This is a genomic window from Mucilaginibacter sp. P5_A6, from assembly GCF_056400585.1.
This window is the reverse complement of record NZ_JBFUKZ010000004.1, coordinates 118,494-144,448: the sequence shown is the minus strand read 5'-3', so window position 1 is coordinate 144,448 and position 25,955 is coordinate 118,494. Positions and strand designations below refer to the sequence as shown.

22 protein-coding genes are annotated in these 25,955 nt (G+C 41.5%); 11 read left to right on the top strand and 11 right to left on the bottom strand.

What is annotated here, in order from left to right; translation table 11 throughout:
- Positions 1–5: 5 nt before the first annotated feature.
- The 3 genes from AC1DO4_RS06235 (at position 6) to AC1DO4_RS06225 (ending at position 3,724) form a co-directional block, all read left to right on the top strand.
- Positions 6–1,949 carry an OmpA family protein gene (locus tag AC1DO4_RS06235; RefSeq protein ID WP_477413927.1) on the top strand — a complete coding sequence of 648 codons (1,944 nt, stop codon included), beginning with the start codon at positions 6–8 and terminating at the stop codon, positions 1,947–1,949.
- 71 nt (positions 1,950–2,020) lie between these two features.
- Positions 2,021–2,794, top strand: a complete 774-nt coding sequence (locus tag AC1DO4_RS06230) for a class I SAM-dependent methyltransferase (protein WP_477413925.1) — start codon at positions 2,021–2,023, stop codon at positions 2,792–2,794.
- Between the two features lie 12 nt (positions 2,795–2,806).
- Complete coding sequence (locus tag AC1DO4_RS06225) at positions 2,807–3,724, top strand: sugar transferase (protein ID WP_477413923.1); 918 nt, start codon at positions 2,807–2,809, stop codon at positions 3,722–3,724.
- Position 3,725: 1 nt separating this feature from the next.
- On the opposite strand, the gene AC1DO4_RS06220 is transcribed toward AC1DO4_RS06225, so the two are convergent.
- Complete coding sequence (locus AC1DO4_RS06220) at positions 3,726–4,472, bottom strand: class I SAM-dependent methyltransferase (protein WP_477413921.1); 747 nt, start codon at positions 4,470–4,472, stop codon at positions 3,726–3,728.
- Positions 4,473–4,742: 270 nt separating this feature from the next.
- Between AC1DO4_RS06220 and AC1DO4_RS06215 the strand changes: the two genes are divergently transcribed.
- Together AC1DO4_RS06215 and AC1DO4_RS06210 are read left to right on the top strand one after the other, a co-directional pair.
- Positions 4,743–6,026 carry a glycosyltransferase family 4 protein gene (locus AC1DO4_RS06215; RefSeq protein WP_477413919.1) on the top strand — a complete coding sequence of 428 codons (1,284 nt, stop codon included), beginning with the start codon at positions 4,743–4,745 and terminating at the stop codon, positions 6,024–6,026.
- A complete protein-coding gene (locus AC1DO4_RS06210; RefSeq protein ID WP_477413917.1) occupies positions 6,019–6,771 on the top strand; it encodes a glycosyltransferase family 2 protein in 753 nt (250 codons plus the stop codon). The genes AC1DO4_RS06215 and AC1DO4_RS06210 overlap by 8 nt, the downstream gene beginning before the upstream one ends.
- Before the next feature lie 63 nt (positions 6,772–6,834).
- Here the strand turns inward: AC1DO4_RS06210 and AC1DO4_RS06205 are convergent, their stop codons facing one another.
- The 6 genes from AC1DO4_RS06205 to AC1DO4_RS06180 all read right to left on the bottom strand — a co-directional run bounded on the left by AC1DO4_RS06205 (position 6,835) and on the right by AC1DO4_RS06180 (position 13,403).
- Positions 6,835–9,321, bottom strand: coding sequence for a YfhO family protein (locus AC1DO4_RS06205; protein ID WP_477413915.1), 2,487 nt, complete (start codon positions 9,319–9,321; stop codon positions 6,835–6,837).
- A gap of 83 nt (positions 9,322–9,404) precedes the next feature.
- Positions 9,405–9,701, bottom strand: coding sequence for a hypothetical protein (locus tag AC1DO4_RS06200; RefSeq protein WP_477413913.1), 297 nt, complete (start codon positions 9,699–9,701; stop codon positions 9,405–9,407).
- Positions 9,702–9,707: 6 nt separating this feature from the next.
- Entirely contained in the window at positions 9,708–9,959 is a 252-nt protein-coding gene (locus tag AC1DO4_RS06195) for a DUF4834 family protein (RefSeq protein WP_477402947.1), read from the bottom strand.
- Positions 9,960–10,109: 150 nt separating this feature from the next.
- Entirely contained in the window at positions 10,110–12,134 is a 2,025-nt protein-coding gene (uvrB, locus tag AC1DO4_RS06190; RefSeq protein ID WP_477402949.1) for an excinuclease ABC subunit UvrB, read from the bottom strand.
- Positions 12,135–12,412: 278 nt separating this feature from the next.
- Entirely contained in the window at positions 12,413–12,892 is a 480-nt protein-coding gene (locus AC1DO4_RS06185) for a MarR family winged helix-turn-helix transcriptional regulator (protein WP_477413911.1), read from the bottom strand.
- Positions 12,893–12,905: 13 nt separating this feature from the next.
- The gene (locus AC1DO4_RS06180; protein WP_477413908.1) at positions 12,906–13,403 is read right to left on the bottom strand and encodes a GNAT family N-acetyltransferase; all 498 of its coding nucleotides are present in this window, start codon (positions 13,401–13,403) and stop codon (positions 12,906–12,908) included.
- A 322-nt stretch (positions 13,404–13,725) separates the two neighbouring features.
- Between AC1DO4_RS06180 and AC1DO4_RS06175 the strand changes: the two genes are divergently transcribed.
- The 3 genes from AC1DO4_RS06175 to AC1DO4_RS06165 all read left to right on the top strand — a co-directional run bounded on the left by AC1DO4_RS06175 (position 13,726) and on the right by AC1DO4_RS06165 (position 18,485).
- Complete coding sequence (locus tag AC1DO4_RS06175) at positions 13,726–14,067, top strand: ArsR/SmtB family transcription factor (RefSeq protein ID WP_477401562.1); 342 nt, start codon at positions 13,726–13,728, stop codon at positions 14,065–14,067.
- Entirely contained in the window at positions 14,048–14,509 is a 462-nt protein-coding gene (locus AC1DO4_RS06170; protein WP_477413906.1) for an SRPBCC family protein, read from the top strand. Before AC1DO4_RS06175 ends, AC1DO4_RS06170 begins: the two co-directional genes overlap by 20 nt.
- 271 nt (positions 14,510–14,780) lie before the next feature.
- Positions 14,781–18,485 carry a cadherin-like beta sandwich domain-containing protein gene (locus AC1DO4_RS06165; protein ID WP_477414135.1) on the top strand — a complete coding sequence of 1,235 codons (3,705 nt, stop codon included), beginning with the start codon at positions 14,781–14,783 and terminating at the stop codon, positions 18,483–18,485.
- A 551-nt stretch (positions 18,486–19,036) separates the two neighbouring features.
- Here the strand turns inward: AC1DO4_RS06165 and AC1DO4_RS06160 are convergent.
- Both AC1DO4_RS06160 and AC1DO4_RS06155 read right to left on the bottom strand, forming a co-directional pair.
- Positions 19,037–19,597, bottom strand: coding sequence for a hypothetical protein (locus tag AC1DO4_RS06160; RefSeq protein ID WP_477413904.1), 561 nt, complete (start codon positions 19,595–19,597; stop codon positions 19,037–19,039).
- A 754-nt stretch (positions 19,598–20,351) separates the two neighbouring features.
- The gene (locus AC1DO4_RS06155) at positions 20,352–21,191 is read right to left on the bottom strand and encodes a helix-turn-helix domain-containing protein (protein WP_477413902.1); all 840 of its coding nucleotides are present in this window, start codon (positions 21,189–21,191) and stop codon (positions 20,352–20,354) included.
- 84 nt (positions 21,192–21,275) lie between these two features.
- Between AC1DO4_RS06155 and AC1DO4_RS06150 the strand changes: the two genes are divergently transcribed.
- Together AC1DO4_RS06150 and AC1DO4_RS06145 are read left to right on the top strand one after the other, a co-directional pair.
- Positions 21,276–22,223, top strand: coding sequence for an NADP-dependent oxidoreductase (locus AC1DO4_RS06150; RefSeq protein ID WP_477413900.1), 948 nt, complete (start codon positions 21,276–21,278; stop codon positions 22,221–22,223).
- A 10-nt stretch (positions 22,224–22,233) separates the two neighbouring features.
- Positions 22,234–23,082 (top strand): aldo/keto reductase, encoded by an 849-nt coding sequence (locus AC1DO4_RS06145; protein WP_477413898.1) that lies wholly within the window; start codon positions 22,234–22,236, stop codon positions 23,080–23,082.
- A gap of 239 nt (positions 23,083–23,321) precedes the next feature.
- Here the strand turns inward: AC1DO4_RS06145 and AC1DO4_RS06140 are convergent, their stop codons facing one another.
- Positions 23,322–23,477, bottom strand: coding sequence for a hypothetical protein (locus AC1DO4_RS06140; protein ID WP_477413896.1), 156 nt, complete (start codon positions 23,475–23,477; stop codon positions 23,322–23,324).
- Between the two features lie 79 nt (positions 23,478–23,556).
- Between AC1DO4_RS06140 and AC1DO4_RS06135 the strand changes: the two genes are divergently transcribed.
- Positions 23,557–24,183 (top strand): hypothetical protein, encoded by a 627-nt coding sequence (locus AC1DO4_RS06135; protein ID WP_477413894.1) that lies wholly within the window; start codon positions 23,557–23,559, stop codon positions 24,181–24,183.
- A gap of 614 nt (positions 24,184–24,797) precedes the next feature.
- Here the strand turns inward: AC1DO4_RS06135 and AC1DO4_RS06130 are convergent.
- Complete coding sequence (locus AC1DO4_RS06130) at positions 24,798–25,859, bottom strand: S41 family peptidase (protein ID WP_477413892.1); 1,062 nt, start codon at positions 25,857–25,859, stop codon at positions 24,798–24,800.
- Between the last annotated feature and the right edge of the window lie 96 nt (positions 25,860–25,955).

Sequence of the window (25,955 nt, the reverse complement as noted above, 5' to 3'; positions counted from 1 at the left end):
TTGATATGAAGAAGTTATCAATATACGTCTTTCTGTTTTTTGGTCCATTGGGTGTGATAGCCCAAAAGGGGAATTATAAAACTTTGGCCGATAAGGCATTTGATAACAATGATTTTTATGAGGCTGCTAACTATTACCTGAAAGCTGCTACCGGCAAATCAACAGTATCTGTCAACAATGTCCCTTTTTATTCAAGCGGCAAATATACCCGGGGGCAGCAGCAGACCGATAAAGCATACATAATGTACCGCCTGGCCGAATCCTATCGATTATACCAGGATTATACTAAAGCAGCTATATGGTATTTAAAAGTTATTAATGATAACCAGTACCCATTGGCGCGGTTATGGTATGCCACTTGCCTGCGTGCTAATAATAATTTCGATGAAACCTTAAAGCAGTCGCAGCTGTTTATGATATCATACAAAGCCGATGCCAAATATATGACAATGGTCCAACGTGAAATAGATGGCTGTAATTTTGCAATGCAGCAGCTTAAAAATCCTGAAGACGTTATAATTTCACCAATTACAACATTAAATGGCAGCGAAGGCGATTATTCACTGACGATCAACGGAGACGCTTACTGGTTTACCTCTTCAAGATTTACAGAAAATAAAATACACCTAAACCAGGTTTATACAGCTGCAATAAAACAAACCTCACCTTCAACAGCTATAGATTTTAAAAGATTTGATAAAGGCGTGCCGTTTGAATATGGCACGCCATCGTTAGATGCATCGGGTAAAAGAATGTATGTAACCCGCTGGCGCAAGTCTGGCAATAAAACGGTAACAGAGATATGTTACAGCAAACTGGAAAACGGCAAATGGCAACAGCCACATGAATTAAATCCAAATGTAAATATAGGGGGCTTTAATGCACGGCAGCCCTTTGTAACAGCCGATGGTAAACGCCTCTTTTTTGCATCCAACAAGCCTGGCGGTCAGGGCGGTGATGATATTTGGGTAAGTAACCTTAATGCCGACGGCCAGGCAATGAATGCCGTTAATTTGGGCAGTACTATTAACTCAGCATATGACGAACAAGCTCCTTATTATGATGCTGCACGCAAAAAACTGGTGTTTAGTTCCGATGGTTTTATCGGGATGGGCGGATTCGATTTTTTTGAGAGCGATGACGACACCGGTATATGGACAAAGCCGGTTAATATGGGCTACCCGGTTAATTCATCAAAGGATGACCTTTATTACACTATCGACCCGAAGGATAAGGACAGGTTTTACTTTAGCTCTAATCGCCGGTCAGATTGTTGCCTTAGCCTGTTTACCGCACTAATTAAATCCCAATATATGGTAGGCGAGGTTATTGATTGCAAAACACAACAGGGTTTACCAGGAGTAAAAGTTTTGTTGAAGGATTCTATAACCGAAAAGAATATCAGCCAGCTGAGTACCGATGCACGAGGTAAATATCTCTTTAAGGTTAATAATAAAAATCCTTGTAGGCTGGAATTATCAAAAGAGGGGTATTTTACCAAATCTTTTTCTCAAAAGGGAGGCGCCGTACAAAGGGCTGACACGTTGTTTAACCCTCAGATTTGCCTTGATTCCTTTAAGGTGAATAGGCCAATATTAATTAAAGATATTTATTTTGACTACGATAAGGCCACCTTACGCGCTCTGTCAATAACCGAATTAAATAAGCTGGTAGTAATTATGAACGATAACCCCACTATCAGGATAGAGTTAGGCTCGCATACAGATTCGATAGGGAAATATGATGCCAATTTAAGATTATCCCAAGCCCGTGCGCAATCGTGCGTAAACTATTTGATATCAAATGGAATAAATGCTGCCAGGATAACAGCAAAAGGATATGGTGAAACTATGCCGGTTGCGCCTAATTCGTTGCTCAATGGCAAAGATAACCCTGTGGGCAGGCAATTAAACAGGCGCACAACGTTCACTGTAAAATCCTTAAACTAAATTTATAGCACTTAAATGTTTTTATTTAATTGCAGAGAAAAACTTAAGCTATAGTTTTACCTTCGTAAATAATGCAGAAGTCAATTATAAGCGGAAACGTTAAAACCGCGTACGATCAATTTTATCAAAAACACGATGAAGCCTGGCGCATGCTCGGCGCCAAATACAAAGCGCAGCATATTGTTGACGTATGCAAGGGCTTAACTTTCGCCAATGTACTGGAAGTAGGTGCAGGCGACGGCAGTATTTTAAAGATCCTGGCTGATAATAACTTTGCGTCCGAATACCAGGCAGTTGAAATTTCGGGTAGCGGAGTGGAGTATATCCTGTCGCGCGGTATAAAAAACCTTAAAGCAGTACAGGTATTTGATGGTTACAAGCTGCCTTTTGCCGATGATAGTTTTGATCTGATCATCCTGTCGCACGTGTTGGAGCATGTAGAGCATGAGCGGATGTTGCTGCGCGAAATAAAAAGGGTGGCAAAACGATGCGTTATTGAAGTGCCGCGTGATTATAAAAGGGGTGTTGATACCCGCATTAAACACTTTTTGGCTTACGGCCACATCAACGTTTACACGCCAACATCGTTACGTTACCTGTTGGCTACCGAGGGTTTAGAAGTAGAAGAGGATCTTACTTCGATGATAGAGCCCGAGGTTACAAAATTTAACATGTATGTTAATCAAAAGAAATCTCAAAGCCTTTTGAAAAACCTGCGTATAGCTACCGAGTTTAGGATTAAGCAGGCACTTGGAAAAATTATGGGAAAAAAAGTGAGCGAGCAATTTGCCAACGCTTATACCGTTCTGTGTAAAAAGGCCGCGAAACAACCTGAATTATTTTGATTTTTCCAATAAATGCAAAAACTTGCCCCAATAGCCCTGTTTGTATACAACCGGCCCAATCACACGCGCCGTACCATTATTCATCTTCAAAAAAATGTTTTGGCAGATGAATCCCGTTTGTACATTTTTTGCGATGCACCCAAAACTGAAGCCGACCGCGCTAAAGTTGATGAAGTAAGGCAAATGGCTAAAGAAACAACCGGCTTTAAAGCGGTGAAAGTAATTATGCGCGAGAGTAACTTGGGTTTGGCCGAATCCATTATCAGCGGGGTTACCCAATTGGTTTATGAATATGGCAAAGTGATTGTTTTTGAAGACGACCTGCTGTCATCACCTTACACGCTCCAGTATTTTAATGAAGCGCTAACCCGTTACGCAAACGAAGAAAAAGTGATGCATATTGGCGCATATATGTACAACCTGGAAGAAAAGGATCTGCCCGAATTGTTTTTTTATCGTGCTGCCACCAGTTGGGGATGGGCAACATGGGCGCGTGCCTGGGATAGCTTCGAACCCGATATTGATAAACTTATAGCACAGTTTGATTCTTTAAAGATCCTTAAATTTTCGATTGAGGGCAAAATGAACTTCTGGAAACAGATCCAGGATTTTAAGGCCGGTAAAAATAATTCCTGGGCTATACGCTGGTATGCTTCTATATTTTTAAAGGGCGGATTAACTTTAAATCCTTCAAAATCCTTTATACAAAACATAGGTCATGATGGTAGTGGTGTACACTCCAATAACGAAAATATCTACCAGGTACAAATTGCCAGGCAACCCGTTAAAAATTTTCCTGCAGAAATAACAGAAAATTACCAGGCTTACCAGGCGATTAAACATTTCCTAAATAACCGAAAAGGTAACCTGGTGCAAAGGGGGGTACGGTTTGTTAAACAATTGCAGGCAAAATACCTCTCAAAAAAATAGATTACTTTATTGCCGTAAGTACGATATATGGGGAAAGTAACCTTGATTCGACAGGAATAATTTTAGTTGCAATTTTACCGGTTAGCCATAAGGTTTTAAAAAAAAGTTTCACCAGGCCTGGTTGCTGTGCGCGGTTCTCCAGCCATACAGAAAATTTGCCATAATAATAGGCTTTTACTTTTTTCAATCCCAGATCTTTACAATATTCAGCTAATAATTCCGGGTTCATACTGCTGATATTGTGTTTATTGTAGTTGTCCAAATCAAACTTACGCTGCACCCAGCCGTTAACACCAGTAAAATTGGGCAACGTAATAAATAACGTTCCGCCGGGCTTTAAAAAGGACAGGTGCCTATCTATAATATCTTTGGTATCGTTAAAATGTTCTATTAGCCCACATGATAAAACAAGCTCGTATTGTGTTTGCGGTTGATAAGCAAATAGGTCGCCCTCAATTATAGATACATCTTTTTTGCCTAAATCATTGGCGTTTAATACTTCCTCTAATGTTTTAGGATGAACATAGAAATCAAAAAGCGTGGTTTTTAATCCAAAATATTTCTTCAAAAATATAGCATAATATCCGGGGAAGCCGCCTAATTCTATCGCAGACGACAGCTTATTTTCTGTGATTATGTTTGCTAATAATTTATGAAAAGTATAATTGGAGGGAACATTAAATGCTATATCCTTTTTTGATTCCCAGTAATTAGCCCAAAAAGCCTTATCGGTGAGTTCGTTGCTCATAAGTGCAAAGGAAATAAAAATTAGCACAAATCGGTATTTCAAATTATACGAATTTAGAATCCTCTATTAGTGCAAAGGGAAGACCGTCAATCCTATATGAGTTAAAAACCTTAATAGGTATTAGAATAAAAAATAAGTAAGGGCGAATTGAACTAATAAGAGTATAATAATCCTTTAATTCGGGCATTATCAATTTAAGCAATCAATTCGAAAAATTGGCTAATTTTGGTGTAATTAGTGCTCTAATTAAAATTCATGTAATTCGCGTCAATGTTAAAAGTAGTGCATCTAAATACCTATGATGGTAATGGGGGAGCAGGTCGGGCCTGCATGCGGCTTAACCGGGCACTGCAGGATCAAAATATCGATTCAAAAATTGTTGTTCATTATAAATTTGGCAGGAATCCGCAGATAGGTACTTTTAATTCAAATAAGCTTCAGAAATCATATACTGCTTTTACAATCATATTGGAGCGGTTACTGGCCAAACGATTTTTAAAGCCCTTGCGCACCCCTTTTTCGTTTGCATGGTTCGGTCGTTCGGTTATTCACCATCCCGATGTAAAAAATGCCGATATCATCCATCTGCACTGGATCAATCATGGTTTTCTTGATCCAAAGCACATTGCCGAAATTGCCAAACTAAACAAACCGGTTGTATGGACCTTTCATGACAGCAATGCTTTTACAGGTGGTTGCCATGTACGCTATACCTGCGATCATTACATGCGGGAGTGCGGCAACTGTCCGCTACTCATTAATTCGTCTGAGGATGATATTTCACACCAGATCTGGCAAAAAAAACACAAAGCGTATGAAGTGTTGGATTTTGCCATAGTTGCGCCCAGTTCATGGATGCATAGCTCTGTGAAGGCCAGTAGTCTGATGAGAGAAAAGGCTGTACACCAGATTCCAAATACGCTGGAGACCGATATTTTTAAACCCATTGATAAGAAACTGGCAAAGGGAAAAGCCGGGCTGGCAGCCGATAAATTTATTTTTTTGAGTGGGTTTATGCCATCGCGTAAAGACCTGCATAAGGGTACCCAATACCTGTTGGAAAGTATGGAGCTTTTAAAACAACGTTTAGGTACCGATGCGGATAATGTTGAACTGGTAGTTTTTGGCAATCGTGGTACCGAAGGTGTGCCCGACTTTCCTTTCAAGACCAGTTTTTTAGGGACTATAAATAATGATGAACAACTGGCGCAATACTACGCCGCCGCCGATGCTTTCCTGATCCCGTCACTTGAAGATAACCTGCCTTATACGGTAATGGAAAGCCTTGCCTGCGGAACACCTGTAATAGCCTTTACCACGGGCGGTATTCCCGATATGGTGCAGCATGGATATAATGGCTACCTGGCCACTTATCGTTCGGCAGAGAGCTTCGCTGATGGTATGGAGTGGGTTATTCAGTATCCGAAGAACGAACAGTTGCAACAGCAAGCCCGACAAACAGTAATGGATACTTTTTCGGAACAGGTTATTGGGAAAAAACACATAGCACTTTATCAAAGTCTACTAAAAGTAACGGGAGGTGCTGATGTTTAACCCTAAACTAAGCGTTATTACCGTTGTGTACAACAATGTTGGTGATATTGAACGTACTATACTTTCAGTTTTGGGTCAAACTTATAATAATATTGAATATATCATCATAGACGGCCTCTCGAACGATGGAACTTTGCAGGTGATTGAAAAGTATAAAAATCGCGTAAGCAAGTTCATAAGTGAAAAAGATAAAGGCATTTATGATGCCATGAACAAGGGATTGGCTATGGCTACGGGCGATTATGTGATCTTCATGAACTCCGGCGATGAGTTTTATGACGCTGAAACGGTAGCCGCTGTGTTTGGTGCTACCGAGGGTGCCGATATTTATTATGGCGAAACCGAAATGATTGCCGATGATGGCCAAAGCCTTGGTCAGCGCAGGCACAAAGCCCCGGCTAAATTTACTTGGAAAGGGTTTAAATATGGAATGAGCATTAGCCACCAGGCCATTTATATCAGGCGGGCCCTAACAGAACCGTACGACAGTAAATATCAACTAAGTGCAGATATAGATTGGATCATCCGGGCCGCTAAAAAAGCTAAAAAGATAGTAAATGCAAATCGTTACGTTGCCAAATACCTGGTAGGGGGGATGTCAAAAAAAAGGCATCGCCAAAGTTTGCAGGAACGTTTTGATATAATGAAGCAGAATTATGGATTGATCCCAACCATTCTGAATCATTTTGTGATAGCCTTTAATTTGGGATGGTATTGGTTGAAAAACAAAAGAACCAACGATTAATTGGTTGTATAAAAAAAGCGATGAGTTAAACACCCATCGCTTTTTTATCCTGAAAAAAATTATTTAAACCTTTTTTGCAACTGGTTTAGCAACTGTTTTCTTTTTGGTTTCGGCGTACACCGCACCTCCAAGAGCCAGTACGAGTAGTATTGATCCGGCTAACGAGATCTTTTCGCCTGCATAATATGATGTAGGATGGAAGGTGAATTCAACTTTATGGTTACCAATAGGTATCACGGCAGCCCGTAAAAGATAGTCTGTACGAAAATAAGGCTCTTCTTTTCCATCAATCGTCATTGTCCATCCTTTATCGTAGTAGATCTCTGAGAATACAGCAACCTGTGCTACCGTTGAACCGCTTTGATAAACAAGGTGTTCGGGAGTATAGCTTGTTAGTTTTATGGTTGCTGTGGCGTCTGTTCCAACAGATTTGCCATCAATCATGCTTTTATATTGCTTGTCAACAATAGCTTCATCTTTTGGCGAAAAACTGCTGATAGCCTGCATTTCMTCGTCCGCATTTTGCGCAAATTTTATGCTTTTTACAAACCATGCATTTCCGCATGCAGTTTGATTGGCCTGCATACCGGCATTACCCGTTTTTGGATCGGCGTTTATAATGTATTTAGTGTTCAGCATATCCAGCACATCGCGGTTTACGCTTTTGCTGAATTGGTTCTCAATAAGTTCATCAAATCTTCTTAGTCTTGCCGAATGAAAACCTCCCACTGTTTTATAAAAATAAGATGAATGTGAATCGTGAAATGGATCTCCTGAAGTCATATCAAATACCCTGAAATTAGGGTCGGTATCTTTCATGATAAACTGATCAACCTCACGCGGGGTGTATTGCTGTTCCATGTCGGATTTTGCGACAAAATTTGTGTCCTTTAAATAGCGTTTATCAACGCCCCACATGTCAAATAAAACAATACCGGCCAAAACTAATGCTGCAATATTTGTTTTTATCTTTTGTTTGATGAGCAACCATACCAGGCCGGCGGTTAATAATACAAATATGAGTGAACGGATGGCATCGGCACGTTCCAGGCTTATTCTGTCATCAATCAGTCCGCCTGCTACCGTATTAGCTAATGCTGAATTGCCTTTAAATATTTGGGTAAGGTTGTTAACGAAGGCTAAATGCTCATCTGATTTAAAGCTCAAAATAACATCAGGTATAGCAATCATAATCAATAACAAGCCACCGGTTATGTAGAAAGCTATTTTGGCACGCTTAAAAATTAAGGCTTTATCTGTATTGGTTATAACTTCGTTTATTGCTAACAGGGCCAGTATAGGGAAGCAAAACGCTGCAATTACCAAAGTTGACTCAACCGCCCTGAACTTGTTGTACATGGGTACATAGTTGAAAAAGAAGTCGGAGAGGAAGGGCAGGTTTTTACCGAATGATAAAAGCATGCTTAATAAAACAGCGCTTAGCAGCCACCATTTTATACGGTTTTTAACTATCAGCAAGCCCAAAACAAACAGGAAGCATATTGCGGCGCCAAAATACCACGGGCCAAATGTGCTTGGCTTATTACCATAATATAATGATTGTGATACAAAACCCTGTGCCTGTCCCGGATCGACGCCATTATCAGTAAGTGTTTTTACAGCTTTTGAATCCTCACCAACAACTGTGCTGGTGCCGCCGCCATAAGCATTGGGAATTAAAAAGGTAAAGCATTCGCTCACGCTCTGGCTCCAGTTATAAGCGTAGTCCTTATCAAGCCCATGATTTGGCCCGGCGTTACCTTTTGAGGTTAAATTGGCTTTACCTCTGATGGTGTATTGGCTATACTCATAAGTGGTCCAAAGTGTGCTTGCGTTTACAGCCATAGCTAATAAAGTGCCCGCAGCTAAGAAGCCAATGGCTTTTAAAAACGGCTTGGTTTGTTTATCCTTTATAGCGTGATAAAGTTCAATACCCAGTAAAATTGCAATAGCCAGCAACAGGTAATAGGTCATCTGCACGTGGTTGCTCCTTATTTCCATTGCCAGGAAAAAAGCAGTGAGTGATGCCCCTAACAGGTATCTGCCACGTAGCGTTAAAATAATACCTGCTAATATTGGTGCAAAAAACGCTATTGCATAGGCCTGGTTGGCGTGCCCTGCCGTTATGTAAATAAAATTGTAGGATGAAAAGGCAAAAGCTATTGCTCCGGCTGCTGCAAGCCATGGCGATAGTCGTAACACGCTGAACAATAGGTATGCCCCTAAAAGGTAAAGCAATACGGTATCAACCGGGTTAGGGAAACCAGCTTTTAAAGCAGCTATCACATGCGTTGTAATGTTTGATGGAAAAGGAGCCCAGATCTGGTAAGCAGGCATACCACCAAACATCTGGTTTGTCCACAAGGGGGAATGCCCGGTTGCTGCCCTAACATCATTGATCTCTTTTTGCATAGATTGCGCCTGAGATACATCGCTTTGGAATAATACTTTTCCCTGGGTTAAGGGGCTAAAAAAATAAGCGAAGGAAATTGCAATTAAAATTGCTACAATAATGAGGTGAACACTATTACGCTTGAGCCAGTTATTCATTTAAGTTTTTTGAAATGGATAATACAATCCTCAAAAATAGAAATTTGAACGGGATTAGGAATTATTAGTTGTAAAGGAATTACTTAGCAGCCCTGGGAACGGCCACGCATCACAAAAAAGAAGATTGCCATTATCACCAGGCTTAAAACGTAAGCTATAACCTGTGGTTTATAGTAATCCTCGCGGTATTTACGAATGTTAAAAAAATTGTAAACGGCTAATGCACCAACTATCACCCAAAAAAAAGTATTGATCTTACTACAGGTCACAAACAATTGGGTTGCTACTACAAATACAATAAAGTTTGCAATAATAAGGGTTATCGACTCGGGGGTGTTGTTATGGTTAGGGCGTCGTTTGTATATTTCGTCGGGCAGCATGCTGGTTTATTTTATTTCTTCATAATCAACAAACTCGCCTTCAGAGTCGGGTAACTTGCTTTTTTTGCCTTCGGGGATGTAATCAACCTTTATGGCGCCTTCTGGTTTTTTAGGCTCGCGATAGTTGTGTTGCTGTTGTGCATGCTGTTGCGCTTTGTTTACAACGCTTTGAAAAAGCACAGGTATTAAATATCGCATTAAAGTGCGAATGATGTATAAAATACAAATTGATATGATCAGGAAACGAATGAGTAGCATCTTGATTTAACTTTAAGCTTACAAATATAAGTATATAACGGTAAAATTGTTTGAATATGGTGTTAGCATTAATTTGAGGATCAGGCAATTTGAAAATTTGAAGATGCTGTGACTGTTATTTTCAAATTTTCAAATCGACAAATTTTCAAATCAAAATTTCTCCTCCATCATTTTTTCCAGTGCAAACATTTCATCACGAAGCTTGGCGGCTAATAAAAAATCCATGTTTTTGGCGGCGGCAAGCATTTCTTTTTTGGTGTTATCTATTGATTTTTTCAGGTCGGGTTTGGTCATGTACTGCACAATCGGGTCGGCGGCCAGTGTTGCCATATCGGCCTCCACGTAAGCTTTTTGTACTCCTCCCTTAAAATCAACAACCGATGTTTGCTCCATGATCTCTTCGCGGGTTTTACCTACTGTTGTTGGTGTAATCCCATGCGCAGTATTATAAGCAATCTGTATTTCACGGCGGCGATTGGTCTCGTCCATGGTTATTTGCATCGAATCGGTTATTTTATCGGCATACATAATTACCCGCCCGCGGTCGTTACGTGCTGCGCGGCCAATGGTTTGGATCAATGAGCGCTCCGACCGCAGGAAACCCTCCTTATCAGCATCAAGAATAGCCACTAAGGATACTTCGGGCAGATCGAGCCCTTCGCGTAGCAGGTTGATACCTATCAGTACATCAAATTCACCAAGACGCAGCCCCCTTAGTATCTCCACCCTCTGCAGCGTTTTAACTTCCGAGTGGATGTAACGGCATTTGATCCCCAGCCTATCCATGTATTTGGCCAGCTCTTCGGCCATGCGTTTGGTGAGGGTGGTAACCAGTATGCGGTCGCCCATTTTTATGGTGCGGTCCACTTCATCCAGCAGGTCATCTACCTGGTTTATCACCGGGCGGATCTCGATGATAGGATCAAGCAGGCCGGTTGGGCGTATCACCTGTTCAACAACTACGCCACCCGATTTTTCCAACTCAAAATCAGCAGGTGTAGCGCTTACGTATACGGTTTGGGGGGCAAGCTTTTCAAACTCCTGGAAGTTTAGCGGGCGGTTATCCAAAGCTGCGGGCAAACGAAAACCATAATCAACCAATGACATTTTACGCGATCTGTCGCCACCATACATGGCTCTGATCTGCGGAACGGTAACATGACTTTCATCTATAACCATCAGGTAATCATCGGGGAAATAGTCAAGCAGGCAGAACGGGCGGGCACCGGGTAGCCTGCCATCAAAAAAGCGGGAGTAGTTTTCGATACCCGAGCAGTAGCCCAGCTCGCGGATCATCTCCAGGTCGTAATTAACCCTTTCTTCCAGGCGTTTGGCTTCCAGGAAACGGCCGTCGTTTATAAATTGTTTTTTTCGGGTCTCCAGCTCTTCCTGTATGGCCCAGATGGATTGTACAAAACGCTCACGCGGAGCTACATACAGGTTGGCCGGGTAAACCACCATATGTGTCATTTTTTCGATTGTTTTGCCGGTGCTCACGTCAAAAGTGGTAAGCTCCTCAATATCATCACCAAAGAAGGAGATGCGGTAGGCGTGATCCATGTAGGCCGGGAAAATATCAACCGTATCACCCTTAACCCGGAAGGTGCCGCGTTTAAAGTCGGCCGTGGTGCGGGCGTAAAGGATCTCTACCAGTCGGTGTAAAAAGGCATTCCGGCTGATGCGGGTGCCTACAGCAAATTTGAAAACCGATTGAGCGAAATCCTCGGGGTTGCCCATGCCATAAATGCATGATATAGAGGATACTACTATGACATCCCGGCGGCCCGACATCAGGGCGGACGTAGTGCGTAGACGCAGTTTTTCTATTTCCTCGTTTATCTGCAGGTCCTTTTCTATATACGTATTGGTGGTGGCTATAAACGCCTCGGGCTGGTAATAGTCATAGTAGGATACAAAGTAGTTCACCGCGTTCTCGGGGAAAAACTGCTTAAACTCGCCATAAAGCTGCGCCGCGAGGGTTTTATTATGACTAAGTATTAAGGTAGGCTTTTGCGTTTGCTGAATTACATTGGCCACCGTAAACGTTTTGCCCGACCCGGTAACACCCAAGAGTGTTTGGAATGGATCGCCGTTGTTTACGCCCTCAACCAGCTGCCTGATGGCTTCGGGCTGATCGCCGGTGGGAAAGTATTGGGAAGTTAAATTAAAATCCATGTGTAGTGTAAAAATAGCAAATTTAGTTAGCAGTTGGCGGTTTGCGGCCGGCAGTTTGGTTTGTGGTTTGCAATATTTTATATAAAGCAAAAATGGGGGGCTTTTGTTTATCCGACCAGATAATATCAGTAAGATGGTAGTTGTTTATGGCTGCATTACTCAGCAATAGCAAGTGGAGATTTTTATCGAAAAAAAACGACAAAATATTCAGAAAACTGGGACATTAAACCATAATTAACCAACAATTATAGAGAAATATCAAGAAAAAAAAATGCTAATCATTTTGCCGACTTTAAACGCTGCGCCCGGGCAAAAAAACTTTGCTGATTTACCTGTTCTTCTACCTCGGCTATGGCTTTCATGAGGTTGTTTTGGGTATCGGTAAGTTCGGTTGCGGCGGCTTTTATAATTTCCCAAACGGGGCGCATGCGTTCCACCAGTTCCTGGCCTTTTGCGGTTAGCTGGATAAGACGTTTGCGCTCATCGGCCTTGTCTTTTTTTGAGCGGATGAGCTTTTCTTTTTCCAGCTCTTTTAACAGGCTGATGGTGGAAGGGTGGGTATAGCCAATTTCGTTGGCTATTTCAACCACGCTTAAAACGGGTTTAAAATGCAGGGTATAAATAACCGGGAACCATTTAGGCTCAAAATCGATATTGTTGGCTTTGTATATCAGCACCCCATCCTTGCGCAGCGTATCGGCAAGGCGCTGCAGCCTGGTGGAGATGGCTAAAATTCCCGATTCATCTATAACGTTCATTTGTACCCGGTTATTAATTGTTCAAATGTAATTGATAAAAAATATTATCGGCACCCATCAGCGGGAATGATTCGGGCAAATCCTGTTTGGCCAGTTGGGTAAAGCCATTTTTTTCGTAAAAACGATGGGCGGCTTTCAGCATATCAACCGTGCCCAGGTATACGGCCGTTATCTGGTTTTGTTTGCAATAGGCAATCAGCTCATCAAGCAGGCGCTGAGCAATGCCCAATTCTTTGCCACGGTATTCTTTGCGGACAAACATTTTACGCAAGGCCCCAGCGTTACCGTCAATAGCAATAAGGGCTATGGTGCCTACGAGTTGCCCATCGTATTTGGCACCCCAGAAGTTGCCGCCGGTTTGGTGGTAGTTTGATTCAATATCAAGCAGGTCGGGCTGGCCTTCAAGCGTTACGGGCACGTTAAATTCTATTTGCTGTATAGGTAGTATTATATCAATAATCTGCTCACAGTAAGCATTATCAAGCGGTGTAATTTCAAGCGAAGTATCCATACTAATTAATTTATGTACAAATCTACGTAGTTAACTACATATATCCAAATTGAATTTTATTTTATGACATTGTGCAAACCGGCGGCCTACGCCGCCGGTTTAAGTTAAAATTCAAAAGTCAAAAATGATTTGCGTGGTGGCTATGTGCAGTTCGCGATTGCCGCGCTGCGCTCGCAACGACATGGGATTTCACCCCCGCTGCCGCAGATTTCCGCTGTTCAAATGTCTCAAATCTCATATCTAACATCTCAAATCTAATTTAAAAAACAATTTGCGCAAGTAAATGCTTGCGCTTATATTTGCAAGTAAGTACTTGCAAATTATGAAAACCCGACGAGACGTTTACCAGGCCATAGCCGACCCTACCCGAAGAGCCATAATTAACATGATTGCTACGCAGCCGCATAACGTGAACACCATAGCCGCAAACTTTGCCGTTACACGCCAGGCCATCTCGCTGCATATCCAGATCCTGGCCGATTGCGGCCTCATTAATGTGAAGCAGCATGGGCGCGACCGGTTTTGCGAAGCCCGGCTCGATCAGCTCAGTGAGGTATCAACCTGGGTAGACCAGTACCGGCAGCATTGGGAAAGTAAATTAGATAACCTTGAAAAATATGTGGTACAATTAAAAAACGAAAGAGATGGAAAACACAAAAAGTAACACTACCGACCGCGAATTACGCTTAACACGAACATTGGATGCCCCGGTTGAACTGGTATGGGAGGTATGGACCCAGCCCCAACATATTGCCCAATGGTGGGGACCCAATGGTTTCACCAACACCATTTGTAAAATGGATGTTGAACCCGGAGGCGAATGGGACCTGGTGATGCATGGCCCCGACGGAACCGATTATACAAACAAAAGCATCTTTAAAGAGATTATCCCGCTCAAAAAAATAGTGTATGAACATGTTAGCAGCCCTAAGTTTGTTGCCACTATTGAATTTGAAGCCAAGGACGGGCAAACGTTCCTTAGCTGGCATATGCTTTTTGAAACACATGAGCAATTTATACAGGTGGTGAAAACGTTTAAAGCCGACGAAGGATTAAAGCAAAATATAGAAAAGCTTAACGAATATGTAAAAGGCATAAAAGGGTAATCTTTTAATTTAGCCCGTGGTTGATGTTGCACCATGTCCGTGGTGTTTTAGCCATAGCCTAAGCCCAATTTAGCGCAGGTCTTGTGTGTAGGCTGACCTGTGCTTTACAACATGTTATAAAATAAGTCACAAGTCATCAACCCGCAGACAGCCTCACAATACTTGCGCCAAGGGGGGCGTTTGTTCTTAAACAAAGCTGCTGTTTTTGTTGATACCTGTTTAGTTATTTTATTTATATTTAAAGCTGATATTGAATAAACTAAACCTGGGTATGGCTTGCAAAGCCACCGTTGATTTTTTAAAATTTATTATGGAGAAATATTTACAAAAGAAAATTAGTAGGTTATTTCGATCAGCTAACAAATGCATCTATAAAAATACAGCGCGGCTAAAAAGCAGCCTTATCTTATTAATTGTTCTTTTGCAGTTGTTCGGCGTGGTGTGCAGTGCCAGGGCCCGGGAAAGGCGCGCTACGTTATCAAGTAATGCAAACCTCGCAAACCTTGTTATCAGTACCGGTACTTTGTTGCCGGTCTTTGTATCAACCACGGTTAATTATACTGCAAATGTGAGTAGCACAATTACATCAATAATCATAACGCCAACAACGGCCGACGCGAACGCTTCTGTTACTGTGAATGGAGCGGTTTTACCATCCGGGACGCCGTCACCCGGCATTTCTTTAACAGCCGGACAGAATATTATTACAATAATAGTTACTTCACAGGATGGCACAGTAGCTAAAATGTATGCTGTCTTCATTACAAGGGCTGGTCCCGATCTGGCTAATCTAACCGTCAGCAAGGGCGTATTAACGCCTTTATTTGCACCGGATTCAACAAACTATACCATAAATTTAACCAACGCGTCGGTTGCTTTAACACCTTTTACTGCTGATAGCACAGCAACGGTAATGATAAACGGCAATCCGGTAGCAACAGGATCTGCATCTGCTCCTATACCGCTAAATGTAGGGCCAAATACAATTACAGCAACAGTGAGCAATTCCAGGTTGTTCAGCTATCCGGCGTCGTTTCCATTCAGGCCATTTCAAATTATAGAGCAGCATAACAAGTTTACAACAAGCATACAAATTAAAGATCTGGTGGCGCAGCGGATAGCGGCTTTAAAGCCATTTTATGTGGATTATATTAATGGTACCGATAAAGCTACAAACGGATCATCAACCGGGATAAATGCCTATAAGACGATAAGCTATGCCTTAGGACGCGGCGCTTCATTAATTTACCTTGCAGCGGGCACTTATTTAAAAGGAGGCTGGGGTAATATTATTAAATCAACGCCCGGTGATGTTTTCATCATTGGTGCCGGGGCCGATAATACGTTTATCACCAACGCGCCCACAACGGCAACTGTTTGGACAAATACAATAGGTAATATTTATACTGCCAGTGTGGCCAGTGCTCAGGATATAGTTGATATGGCGCAAAAAGATAGTTATGGATTCCCTTTGAAATTACAATGGGTGGTATCGGCAGATGCGGTAGCAGCTACTCCAAATTCGGTTTATATAGCGGCGGGTAATATCACTATCAATCTGGGGCGTGTCCCTGATGCCAATATTCTACCTTTAATAAATACCTATAATGCCATTTATCAACGCGATGCGGGCACATTATATGTTGAAGGTATTACATTTATGGGCGGCCACGGGGTGTATGTGCAACCAAATACAATTTTAACCACGCCAACACCACCCCAGTTAACATCGTTATTTAATAATTGCCGGTTTTTAGATTCACGTAACGGATTGACCGTTGTTTACCCTAAATTAAACTGGGCAAATAACTGTGTCGCCAGCAGAACACAGGACAATGGTTTTGGCTATAACGTTTTGTTTAACAACACAAATTATATCGCCAACGCCTCGTTTGCCATTGAAACAAATTGCAAGGCATTTTTAAACGGAGAATATCCCTACACAGGCTCCAATGCAAACGGGTCAAGTGCTCATTATGGTGTTGTTACGTTAAGGATCAATTGTAACTATTCGGCTAATTACGGCCCTAATTATATTGATGTAGGAAACGCGAATGCCAGTCCGCTGAGCCTTTTAGTCGGCTGTGAAAGTTCCAATAGTCTTGGGCATTTTAATGGTGTAAAAAACGGGTTTAATGCGGGATTTGCTGTGAATACATCGTATTACGGTGGGGGCTTGGTTCCGCCGGGCAACGCGTATATGTGGCTTTACAAGTGTACCTCAACCGGCGACAGTTTAGCATATTCGGTACCAGATACCTACAGCTACATTTACACCAATAAATGTACGGCTAACAGTCCGCTTGCCTACACTGCGGTTCCAAATTTGGGAACAATTACCGAAGGTGGATTTGAACCCGCAAATAAAATCTATACCGTAAAAGCAAACCGCCTGCTTTCATCAGTTGCAACGCTTTCAAATTTAACAATCAATTCTGGAGCGTTGAGTCCGGCATTTGCCAGTGGAGTAACCGGTTATACAGTATCTGTAGCCAATGCTACCACATCAATAACCGTAAGGCCTGTTAAAAGTGATACTGCTTCAACTATAAAAATCAACGGTACAACGGTAACTTCCGGGTCGGCTTACGGCCCGATAGCACTTAATGTGGGCTCTAATGTTATTACAATAATAGTCGTAGCGCAAGATGGCGTAACCACCACAACCTACACCATCAACATAACCAGGGTTTCTTCGGCGCTATCGGCAAATGCCTACCTCATCAAACTGATACCCAGCAGCGGAGCCTTAACGCCTGCCTTTGGGATACAGACTTATAACTATACCGCAACAGTATCTAACGGAACCACCTCATTTACGCTGAGTCCTGTAGCCAATAACGGGAATGCCACTATAAAGGTTAACGGTATAGCAGTGCCGTCTGGCTCTGTATCTCCGGCTATTCCTTTAACAGTTGGCAATAATACCATTACTACCATAACTACCGCACAGGATGGGGTAACCACTAAGATTTATACTATGGTAATAACCAGATCGCCGCCAACCACCTCCACAAATTCAAGCCTGGCAAATTTAACCATTAGCAGCGGTACGTTAAGCCCCGTATTTGCAACCGGTAGTACCACTTATAGCACGGCAGTAGCCAATGCAACGGCAGCTGTTACGGTAACGCCAACCACGGGTGATGCAGGTGCCACAGTAACCGTAAATGGAGTAATAGTAGGCTCGGGTAATGTATCTGGCAGTATTCCATTGCCTGTTGGCACTTCGGCCATTACTGTTTTGATAACCGCCGGCGACAGTGTAACTACTACAGCCTACACCATCAATGTAACCAGGGTATCGGCTGCGCTATCGGCAAATGCCTACCTCATCAAACTGATACCCAGTAGCGGAACTTTAACGCCGGCCTTTGGGATACAGACTTATAACTATACCGCAACAGTACCTAACGGAACCACCTCATTTACGCTGAGTCCTGTAGCCAATAACGGGAATGCCACTATAAAGGTTAACGGTATAGCAGTGCCGTCTGGCTCTGCATCTCCGGCTATTCCTTTAACAGTTGGCAATAATACCATTACTACCGCCGTAACCGCGCAGGATGGGATAACCATGAAAAGCTACGTTATAATCATGACAAGGGCCGAACAAGTGGCCAGTTTTGCAAGCAGCCTGGCCGTAAATAAAAACACTGAAATGTCCGCCTCTTATTTTGCTAAAGATGGCCGGATAAAAGTACACCAGGGGGTGTCACCCAATGGCGACGGGGTAAACGATGTTCTTTTAATTGAAAATATTGAAGCTTATCCAGATAACAAAGTGGTGCTAATTAACAGCGATGGGGCTAAAATATATGAAACCCGGGGTTATGATAATGCCAATAAAGTTTTCGATGGCCACTCCAGTACTACGGGCACAATGCAACAACCCGGTACTTATTATTATTTAATTGAATACAGTGATAAAAGTGAATTGAAGCGTAAAACAGGATTTCTTATCATAAAACATTAATAACCAATGTATTGGTAAATTATCACGGTTAAAAAGATTGATAGTATCATCCCAAAAAAGATTTTGAACCTACCATCATCTGCTCCCATTATTTACAGGTACCAGTTCAATTAGCCCAAAAAGGGAAGTTATGCTGCTCGGTATGTTGTTTTCGCATAATATCAAGCATTTGCTGCACTACTGCCGGGTGTTCAGCCGCAAGATCCCTTGTTTCGGACGGGTCTTTTTCGCCCTTGTTGGAGTTGTCTCCAACAAGCCGATGTCAATTGATAGCAGAACCATCAATGGTTATTGAACATTATCCTCCGAAGGTTTTGTTGTAGACAACTCCAACAAAGGCGAGATCTTTATGGTTTTTGGTCGGGGGTCTTCGCAGGGGCAGGAAAAAAGGGGCGGTACGGAAGCTGGTGCTGCGTGGCCATAAAAAAGCAATAACCCAAATTAACGATGGTTTTAATTATTTTCGTGAGTATTCCCGAAATAGATTAAACCAATAGGATCTTCATCTTACTTGTCGTCACAATTACATATTATCCGGGCCTGGGCTAAGCTCAGGCTTTTAACTGATGTTCAATATTCATCAGCAATTTATAAAAGGCATGATATATTTTTTGTAATTCGGCAGGCTTATTAATACCTTCATCAATGTTTAGTTCCAGATAAGCATGTTGTATGTCCTTCTCATCGGTATGGATATGAATTCCGCAATCAAAGCTTTCCAGCGTAGAAAAAACTTTTCGTATATCTGCATCCGCAAAAGCATGCCGAACCTTTGTCTTATCATCAGTTTTAATAATGAGATGTTTATCGAGGCTGGGATAGCCAATCTCCACATCCTCCATGCCAAAAAACTTGCCAACCTGGTCAATAAAACTTTTATCATGTATGGCAAATTTGAAGGTATTTTTATGCGACAGAACCGCACTCAACTGGGTTAACGCCGAGCCGCTTTCAAAGCCTCCGCCAAGGTCGATGCCAATATATAGTTCGATCTGTATTTTTCCCTGTTTTATTAACACGTTATAATCAAGTGTATCTTCTTGCAGGGTGGCCTCTACACCGGTCCACACTTGCTGTTCAGTATTGCCTGAAATGATCTTTATACTTTTCATAATTTAATAACGGATTAAACAGATTTATGTTTAACTAATTGAGCAGCATTCGCTTAGGTTATAGAAAATCCATTCCATTTTCAAAAAATAGATATGATGGGAACGTGTTTTGGTAATTGAAGATGAAAGGGATATCCAAGAAACTCTTCCATTTGTATTCTCGCCACTCATGGGTGCGCGAACTTCATATTAGGCATCTTCAAAAAGGTATTCGTGCATTTTTCGCCGTTGTTGGAGTTGTCTCCAACAAGCCGATGCCAGTTGGCAACAGAAACATCAATTGTTGATTGAACATTATCCTCCGAAGATTTTGCTGGCGACAACTCCAACAAAGGCGAAGACTACTATCGGAGCTATTTATAAGGATGATTATATACGTAGCGGTGACCGTTGGTTGATTGCTAAGCGAATTGGAACGTTTGACTGGCAGGACAAACTTGAAGTTTAATATTCAATTGAAATTTGTAATTGAATGATCGGGTGGCAGTAACTTATGGAAAATTTAATTGTGGCTATTTTTTATTCCTGCTTTGAAAATTATCCTTCTTTTTAAACTCTGATTTTATCAATTTCCTTTCAGGGATTGTTAGACATTTTATTGACTACTTAATAGTTGCGAGATAAACGAAATTGGCGAATCTATAATTAGTAGAATTGCTCATATACAGCGGGTGATTTTATTAAAGCTAAAGAAATAATTATCATAAATAACAAGATATTCGGGCCTAAACCGGTTTAAAAGAGCATATTATCTTTATAGCCGAACCAACTCCCGATAGGCTTTTAATGTATTGCCTTTTTGCTTTTTAAAGTATTTATTAAGATGGCTTACATCGGTAAAGCCAAACTCCCCGGCAATTTCATTTAGACGCTTGTCGCTGAATTTTAGGCGGTGCTCAATGAGCCTGGTTTTATACTGAGTGATATAACCTATCATGGTCTCCTGGGTGTGCTGTTTAAAATACCGGCCTAAATAAGCGCTTGAAACCCCAAAAACATCGCTTAGATTCTCCGTTTTCAGTTTCTCCGGGAAGTAGATGTTATGCTGTATATATTGCAAAATTTCAAGCGCCTTACTCTCCGTAGTAGTAGATACGTTTTCAGGCAGATATTTTGCAATGTTCCGTGCTATGATGATAATAAGCGTATTTATTAACTGGTGCACCAATTCCTGGTTATACAGATCTCTGGTTGTATTTTCCCGGTATATCGCTTCTACCAACGGAAGAACCAACGCTTTATCGGTTACATTTTTTAAGATGCAGCCGGGCTGGTGATTGGCATTTTGCAGGATGTATTCTAACCGGCGGATGTGCTCCGTAGCGAAACCGCTGTTCCGGATATATATATCATTAAACTGCAAAAAGAAAAACTCCGTTGTGGTATGAATATCAAATGAGTGGCAGTCGTCTGGCGTAAGGAGAAATAAGTGACCTGGCTGGTACTTAAACTTACTTTGATTTATACACTGCATGCCAGAGCCTGAACGTACATACACCAATTCAAAAAAGCTGTGTTTATGCTCAGGTTTAGGGCAAACGTCTAGCGTTGCGAAATTAATGGAATAAGACTGGTAGAGATTTTCCTTAAACATCCACAAATGTACCGAATTATAGAAAACATGTACTGTTTTAATTGCTTTTAATTAGTATATATTTGCTTTTATAATTAAAAAAATATGAAAGCAATAATTTTATCTGCGATAGGCTCTACTGATAACCTGAAATTTAAAGAAATACCTGTACCTGCACCGCAAATTGACGAGGTATTGGTTAAAGTACACGCCATCAGCATAAATCCGGTAGATGTAAAAACAAGAGGCGGCGCGGGTGTATTTCGTTATGGAAACATTAGCAAAGAAGCTGAACTGGTTTTGGGATGGGACATATCGGGCGTGGTAACAGAATCAAAGTCTCCTCTGTTTAAAGCAGGCGATGAAGTATTTGGAATGGTCAATTTTCCCGGAGCTGGTAAAGCTTATGCTGAGTATGTGGCTGCTCCGGCTAACCATTTAACGTTAAAGCCAAACAACATTACTCATCACGAGGCAGCTGCGGCTACGCTCGCGGCACTTACGGCGTGGCAGGTTTTAGTAGATCAGGCAGGCATAAAAGTCGGCGACAGGGTATTGATCCATGCCGCTTCAGGGGGCGTGGGCCATTATGCAGTGCAACTGGCGAAGCATCTCGGCGCTTATGTCATTGGTACTTCTTCAGCCAATAACAAAGACTTTGTGTTGTCACTTGGCGCGGATGAACACATTGATTATCAATCCCAAAGTTTGGAAGATATTAAAAATCCGGTTGATTTCGTGTTAGATTCCCTTGGTATAGAGAATATCCTTCGCTCGATAGATATTATTAAAGAAGGCGGTAGAATTATCAGCATCGTTAGTCAGTTTACCGATGAGGTGATGCAAAAGGTTAAAGACAAGAATATCAATGGAGGTTTTTACCTTGTTCACTCGGATGGTGACGATATGCAAGCTTTAGCTACACTTTTAAGTGAACGCAAAATTCATTCGCATGTATCCAAAGTCTTTTTATTTGATCAAATGGCTGCTGCACATAGCCAGATGGAAACCGGCAGAACGGTAGGTAAATTGGTGATAACCATTAACAATTAATACAAATAAAATGAGTAATCAAAAATCAATGCTCACCTATAACCTAGGTGGTGATATGAAAGTCAACAGATTAGGATACGGCGCTATGCAGCTTAGTGGCTTCGGTGTCTATGGCGAATCAGACGATCGCGAAAATGCGAAACGTGTACTGCAGGAAGCGGTTAAGGCCGGAGTGAACTTTATAGATACTGCCTACGCCTATGGCCCTGAACTTAACGAATCACTCATTGGTGAAGCGTTATTTCCCTATTCTGATAATTTGATCATTGCAACTAAAGGCGGGGCAACTCTGGCCGGCCCTAACCAATGGGTCATCAACGGCGATCCTGAATTTATACACCAAAGTATTGAAGGCAGTCTGTCAAGGTTAAAACTAGATAAAATTGACCTATGGCAATTGCATCGAATCGACCCAAATGTACCTGTTGAAGATACGCTGGCACCGGTGGTAGACGCTGTGAATACGGGGAAAATAAGACACATCGGTTTATCTGAAGTGACAGTTGAACAGATAGAGCGGGTAAGTGCGATATTACCGGTAATCTCGGTTCAAAACCTTTACAATCTTGCAGACAGGCAATGGGAGGAGGTTGTGGCTTATACTGCACAGCAACAAATGGCATTTATCCCGTGGTATCCGCTCGCATCCGGGCCACATAAGGTTGCAGATAAAGTGCAGTTGATTGCTCAAAAGTATAAAGCAACTACAGCCCAGGTAGCACTAGCCTGGCTTTTAAGACGCTGGCCGCATACGTTGCTCATTCCAGGTACCAAATCGATTAGCCATATGTATGAAAACCTCGAAGCTGGCAATCTTGATCTTACAGAGCAGGATATTGAGATCTTATCAAAACATTAGGATTGATTGCATGGAAATGAGGTGCGAAGAACCTCCTGTTCGGGTTACCGAGCATCATCTTGCTAAGAATGGTTGGAATTGAATGTTCTTGATCAGTTAGGATCAATTGGGTAGATGGCTATCTTGATAAAAATCCTACGTGTAATTCAAGATTTCTTTAAAATAAGAGTATTGGGAATAGCGTAAATTAAATAGGCCTGTTTACTAAGAGGTAAACAGGCCTTGATTAATTTTACAACTTACATAGTAGGGTTTGTTGCGGCTTTTATGATCACTCCGCCTTTGTTGGAGTTGTCTCCAACAAGCCGATGCCCGTTGATAGCAGAAACATGAACATTATCCTCCAAAGGTTTTGTTGTAGACAACTCCAACGAGGGTGCAGGAAAAAAATCCATTATACTGCTTGTCAATTTGTAACAATTTACCAAATGTTGTATCTTTTGTTTGAAGCTTACAAACTCATACATTTCATACATGATAAAAAGACATTCCGTTCTAATTGGACTAACTATTTCGTTGATTTTACTCGCTATTGCAATCGCCGTTTATCCGGGAGGTACGTATGAAAATCAGAACTCTATTGGTTTTGATTGGACAAGAAATTATATAAGTAATCTGTTTAAAACAACAGCGGTAAATGGTTCTCATAACGCTTCCAGAATTTGGGCTTATTTAGGGATGTTCTTCTACACAATAAGTTGTGCTATCTTCTTTGTCAATATGTCAAAAAAATTACCGGATAGAAATGGAGCAAACATCCTTAAGTATGTGGGTATACTAACGATGCCTTTTACGTTTTTGGTAATTACTCCTTTGCATGATTTGATGCTCACCATCTCCAGCTTTTTGTTCTGGACATGCATAATTGTGATTACGGTATTTATTATGAAAACAAGGCTTCATTTTTTTAAATTCTACAATATTGTTTGCCTGCTTATTTTTTATTATGCCGTATATCTGCATGCCACAAATAACTGGGATTTGTTGCCAATAATGCAGAAAGCGAATATTGGCAGTTCCATATTATTGATTCTCGGACATGAGTACTTTACCAAAACAATTGATTTCGCCCATATCAAACCAAGAAAACAGAAAGTGTAGGCAGCGGACTGGTTGCCTCCGCCCTTGTTGGAGTTATCTCCAACAAGCCGATGCCAGTTGACAGCAGAAATATCAATGGTTGATTGAACATTATCCTCCGAAGGTTTTGTTGGAGACAACTTCAACAACGGCGAGTTGTAGGGATTTTACTGCGGACTAGTCCCCAGACTGGACATAATTCGAACCATTTGGTGGAACAACTGAAGGTTTTAAGCGATTTACAAGTAGCGCAAAAAAGGGTTCGATTCCCTTAGGGACTGGTATTATTTGTAGCCCGAACAGGGCTAAAGTCGAACCGCATGATAGAAAGTTTTAAAATTTTATCTTCAATTATCTAATTTGTTCGAGTCCATTTTTGAATACTGATTGATCTTGTACATTGTTATTTCATTTCCATTAAGCCATGACATATTCAATGCTGAGCGTTTTTTTGTCCGGGATTTTATCATTATAACTTCAAATCATCTTCCGGCCCACTATAAAAAGTTTCGGCATTTACAGAATTGAGCTCCAAAGTAAAGTTATTCTTAAGTAAATCTAGGCGCCCTTAACAAACAATTTGAATTGCTGAGCGTAAGTGCCATTGTATTTTTGTAGTGACAGGGATGGTACATTCACCTTTTTTTCGGAGTAATCTTATCTTTTAATCGTTGATATTTCGTTTTTTCTTCGAGGTTTTTGCTTGTCGTAATGGCTTGTTGATAAATTTTCGATAACGCAATATCTAAAGCTAATTCTGAGGGACAACGAATATCGGGTACTACACCAACGCCTTCCCAATCTTTATGTGTATAAGGATTATACGAACGCATAAACGGAACGCGTATAATCAATCCATAACCGACTGGCGAATCCTCGGTGGGATGCGCTCCGCCGCCGGATGTTTCGCCTACAGTTTGGGCTCGGTGCACACTTTGCATCCCATAGGCGAAGTCCTCAGCAGCCGAAAACGTTTGGTGACTGGTAAGTATGTAAATCGGCATATTTAAAGTAAAGCCTTTGACCGCTGCTGGGTCTGCCTCATTATGAGTAGTATCTTTTCCAGAACGGTCAATGAAACCATTCATTTCTGTTTTTTTGTTAAATAAAAAACACTCCATTAAATTCACCATACCTCCTGATCCACCTCCGTTGTAGCGAACATCAATAATTAATGCCTTGCTACGTTCCAAAAAATGCAATGCATTTTCGAGTACCGGCCATACCTCTCTATTACTGGTAAAGCCATCAAGCCGAAAGTAGCCTATGTTTCCCGGTAAAATTTCTATTTTTTTTAAATTAAAGTTTTCTTCTTCGGGTGGTACTGGGTGTGGATCGGGTTGCGAAGGTGTATTGGGCACAGGACCGATAGGGGCATCTGCATCAACACGAACCACCAAATGACCATCGTAGCAAACACTGCGCATATCGTTCGTCAATTTTGTGGCCAATTCATCACGATTAGTATACTTATTATAAATGCCTGCTTTTAACTGAGTGTGCAAGTAATCGCTGATCTTTTTTCCTTTGTCTGCATAAACATATCCCTGTTTGATTTTATCACAAACCGTATCCACAATTATTTCGATTTGATGAGCGGTAAGTAATTGATGTTTTGCCGCTGTGATAGGCTGGCTGCAAACATGAGCAATGGGTAGGATAAACAGGCTAAGAATCCAGGTGATATATTTTTTCATTCAGCAATATTAAACGGGCATCTAACGCAATTTAAATAAACGCCGAATTATAGCTTTAGCTTCTCCTTTTATTTAACATCTTTTAACAAAGCAAAG

Excerpts from the sequence above, each read along its gene's own strand:
- AC1DO4_RS06165 (WP_477414135.1), top strand. The coding sequence starts at position 14,781 with ATGGCTTGCAAAGCCACCGTTGATTTTTTAAAATTTATTATGGAGAAA.
- AC1DO4_RS06135 (WP_477413894.1), top strand. The coding sequence starts at position 23,557 with ATGATAAAAAGACATTCCGTTCTAATTGGACTAACTATTTCGTTGATT.
- AC1DO4_RS06225 (WP_477413923.1), top strand. The coding sequence starts at position 2,807 with ATGCAAAAACTTGCCCCAATAGCCCTGTTTGTATACAACCGGCCCAAT.
- AC1DO4_RS06170 (WP_477413906.1), top strand. The coding sequence starts at position 14,048 with ATGGAAAACACAAAAAGTAACACTACCGACCGCGAATTACGCTTAACA.
- AC1DO4_RS06155 (WP_477413902.1), bottom strand. The coding sequence starts at position 21,191 with ATGTTTAAGGAAAATCTCTACCAGTCTTATTCCATTAATTTCGCAACG.
- AC1DO4_RS06185 (WP_477413911.1), bottom strand. The coding sequence starts at position 12,892 with ATGAACGTTATAGATGAATCGGGAATTTTAGCCATCTCCACCAGGCTG.
- AC1DO4_RS06235 (WP_477413927.1), top strand. The coding sequence starts at position 6 with ATGAAGAAGTTATCAATATACGTCTTTCTGTTTTTTGGTCCATTGGGT.
- AC1DO4_RS06230 (WP_477413925.1), top strand. The coding sequence starts at position 2,021 with ATGCAGAAGTCAATTATAAGCGGAAACGTTAAAACCGCGTACGATCAA.
- AC1DO4_RS06195 (WP_477402947.1), bottom strand. The coding sequence starts at position 9,959 with ATGCTACTCATTCGTTTCCTGATCATATCAATTTGTATTTTATACATC.
- AC1DO4_RS06200 (WP_477413913.1), bottom strand. The coding sequence starts at position 9,701 with ATGCTGCCCGACGAAATATACAAACGACGCCCTAACCATAACAACACC.
- AC1DO4_RS06180 (WP_477413908.1), bottom strand. The coding sequence starts at position 13,403 with ATGGATACTTCGCTTGAAATTACACCGCTTGATAATGCTTACTGTGAG.
- AC1DO4_RS06150 (WP_477413900.1), top strand. The coding sequence starts at position 21,276 with ATGAAAGCAATAATTTTATCTGCGATAGGCTCTACTGATAACCTGAAA.
- uvrB (WP_477402949.1), bottom strand. The coding sequence starts at position 12,134 with ATGGATTTTAATTTAACTTCCCAATACTTTCCCACCGGCGATCAGCCC.
- AC1DO4_RS06130 (WP_477413892.1), bottom strand. The coding sequence starts at position 25,859 with ATGAAAAAATATATCACCTGGATTCTTAGCCTGTTTATCCTACCCATT.
- AC1DO4_RS06175 (WP_477401562.1), top strand. The coding sequence starts at position 13,726 with ATGAAAACCCGACGAGACGTTTACCAGGCCATAGCCGACCCTACCCGA.
- AC1DO4_RS06140 (WP_477413896.1), bottom strand. The coding sequence starts at position 23,477 with ATGGATTTTTTTCCTGCACCCTCGTTGGAGTTGTCTACAACAAAACCT.
- AC1DO4_RS06160 (WP_477413904.1), bottom strand. The coding sequence starts at position 19,597 with ATGAAAAGTATAAAGATCATTTCAGGCAATACTGAACAGCAAGTGTGG.
- AC1DO4_RS06215 (WP_477413919.1), top strand. The coding sequence starts at position 4,743 with ATGTTAAAAGTAGTGCATCTAAATACCTATGATGGTAATGGGGGAGCA.
- AC1DO4_RS06210 (WP_477413917.1), top strand. The coding sequence starts at position 6,019 with ATGTTTAACCCTAAACTAAGCGTTATTACCGTTGTGTACAACAATGTT.
- AC1DO4_RS06220 (WP_477413921.1), bottom strand. The coding sequence starts at position 4,472 with ATGAGCAACGAACTCACCGATAAGGCTTTTTGGGCTAATTACTGGGAA.
- AC1DO4_RS06145 (WP_477413898.1), top strand. The coding sequence starts at position 22,234 with ATGAGTAATCAAAAATCAATGCTCACCTATAACCTAGGTGGTGATATG.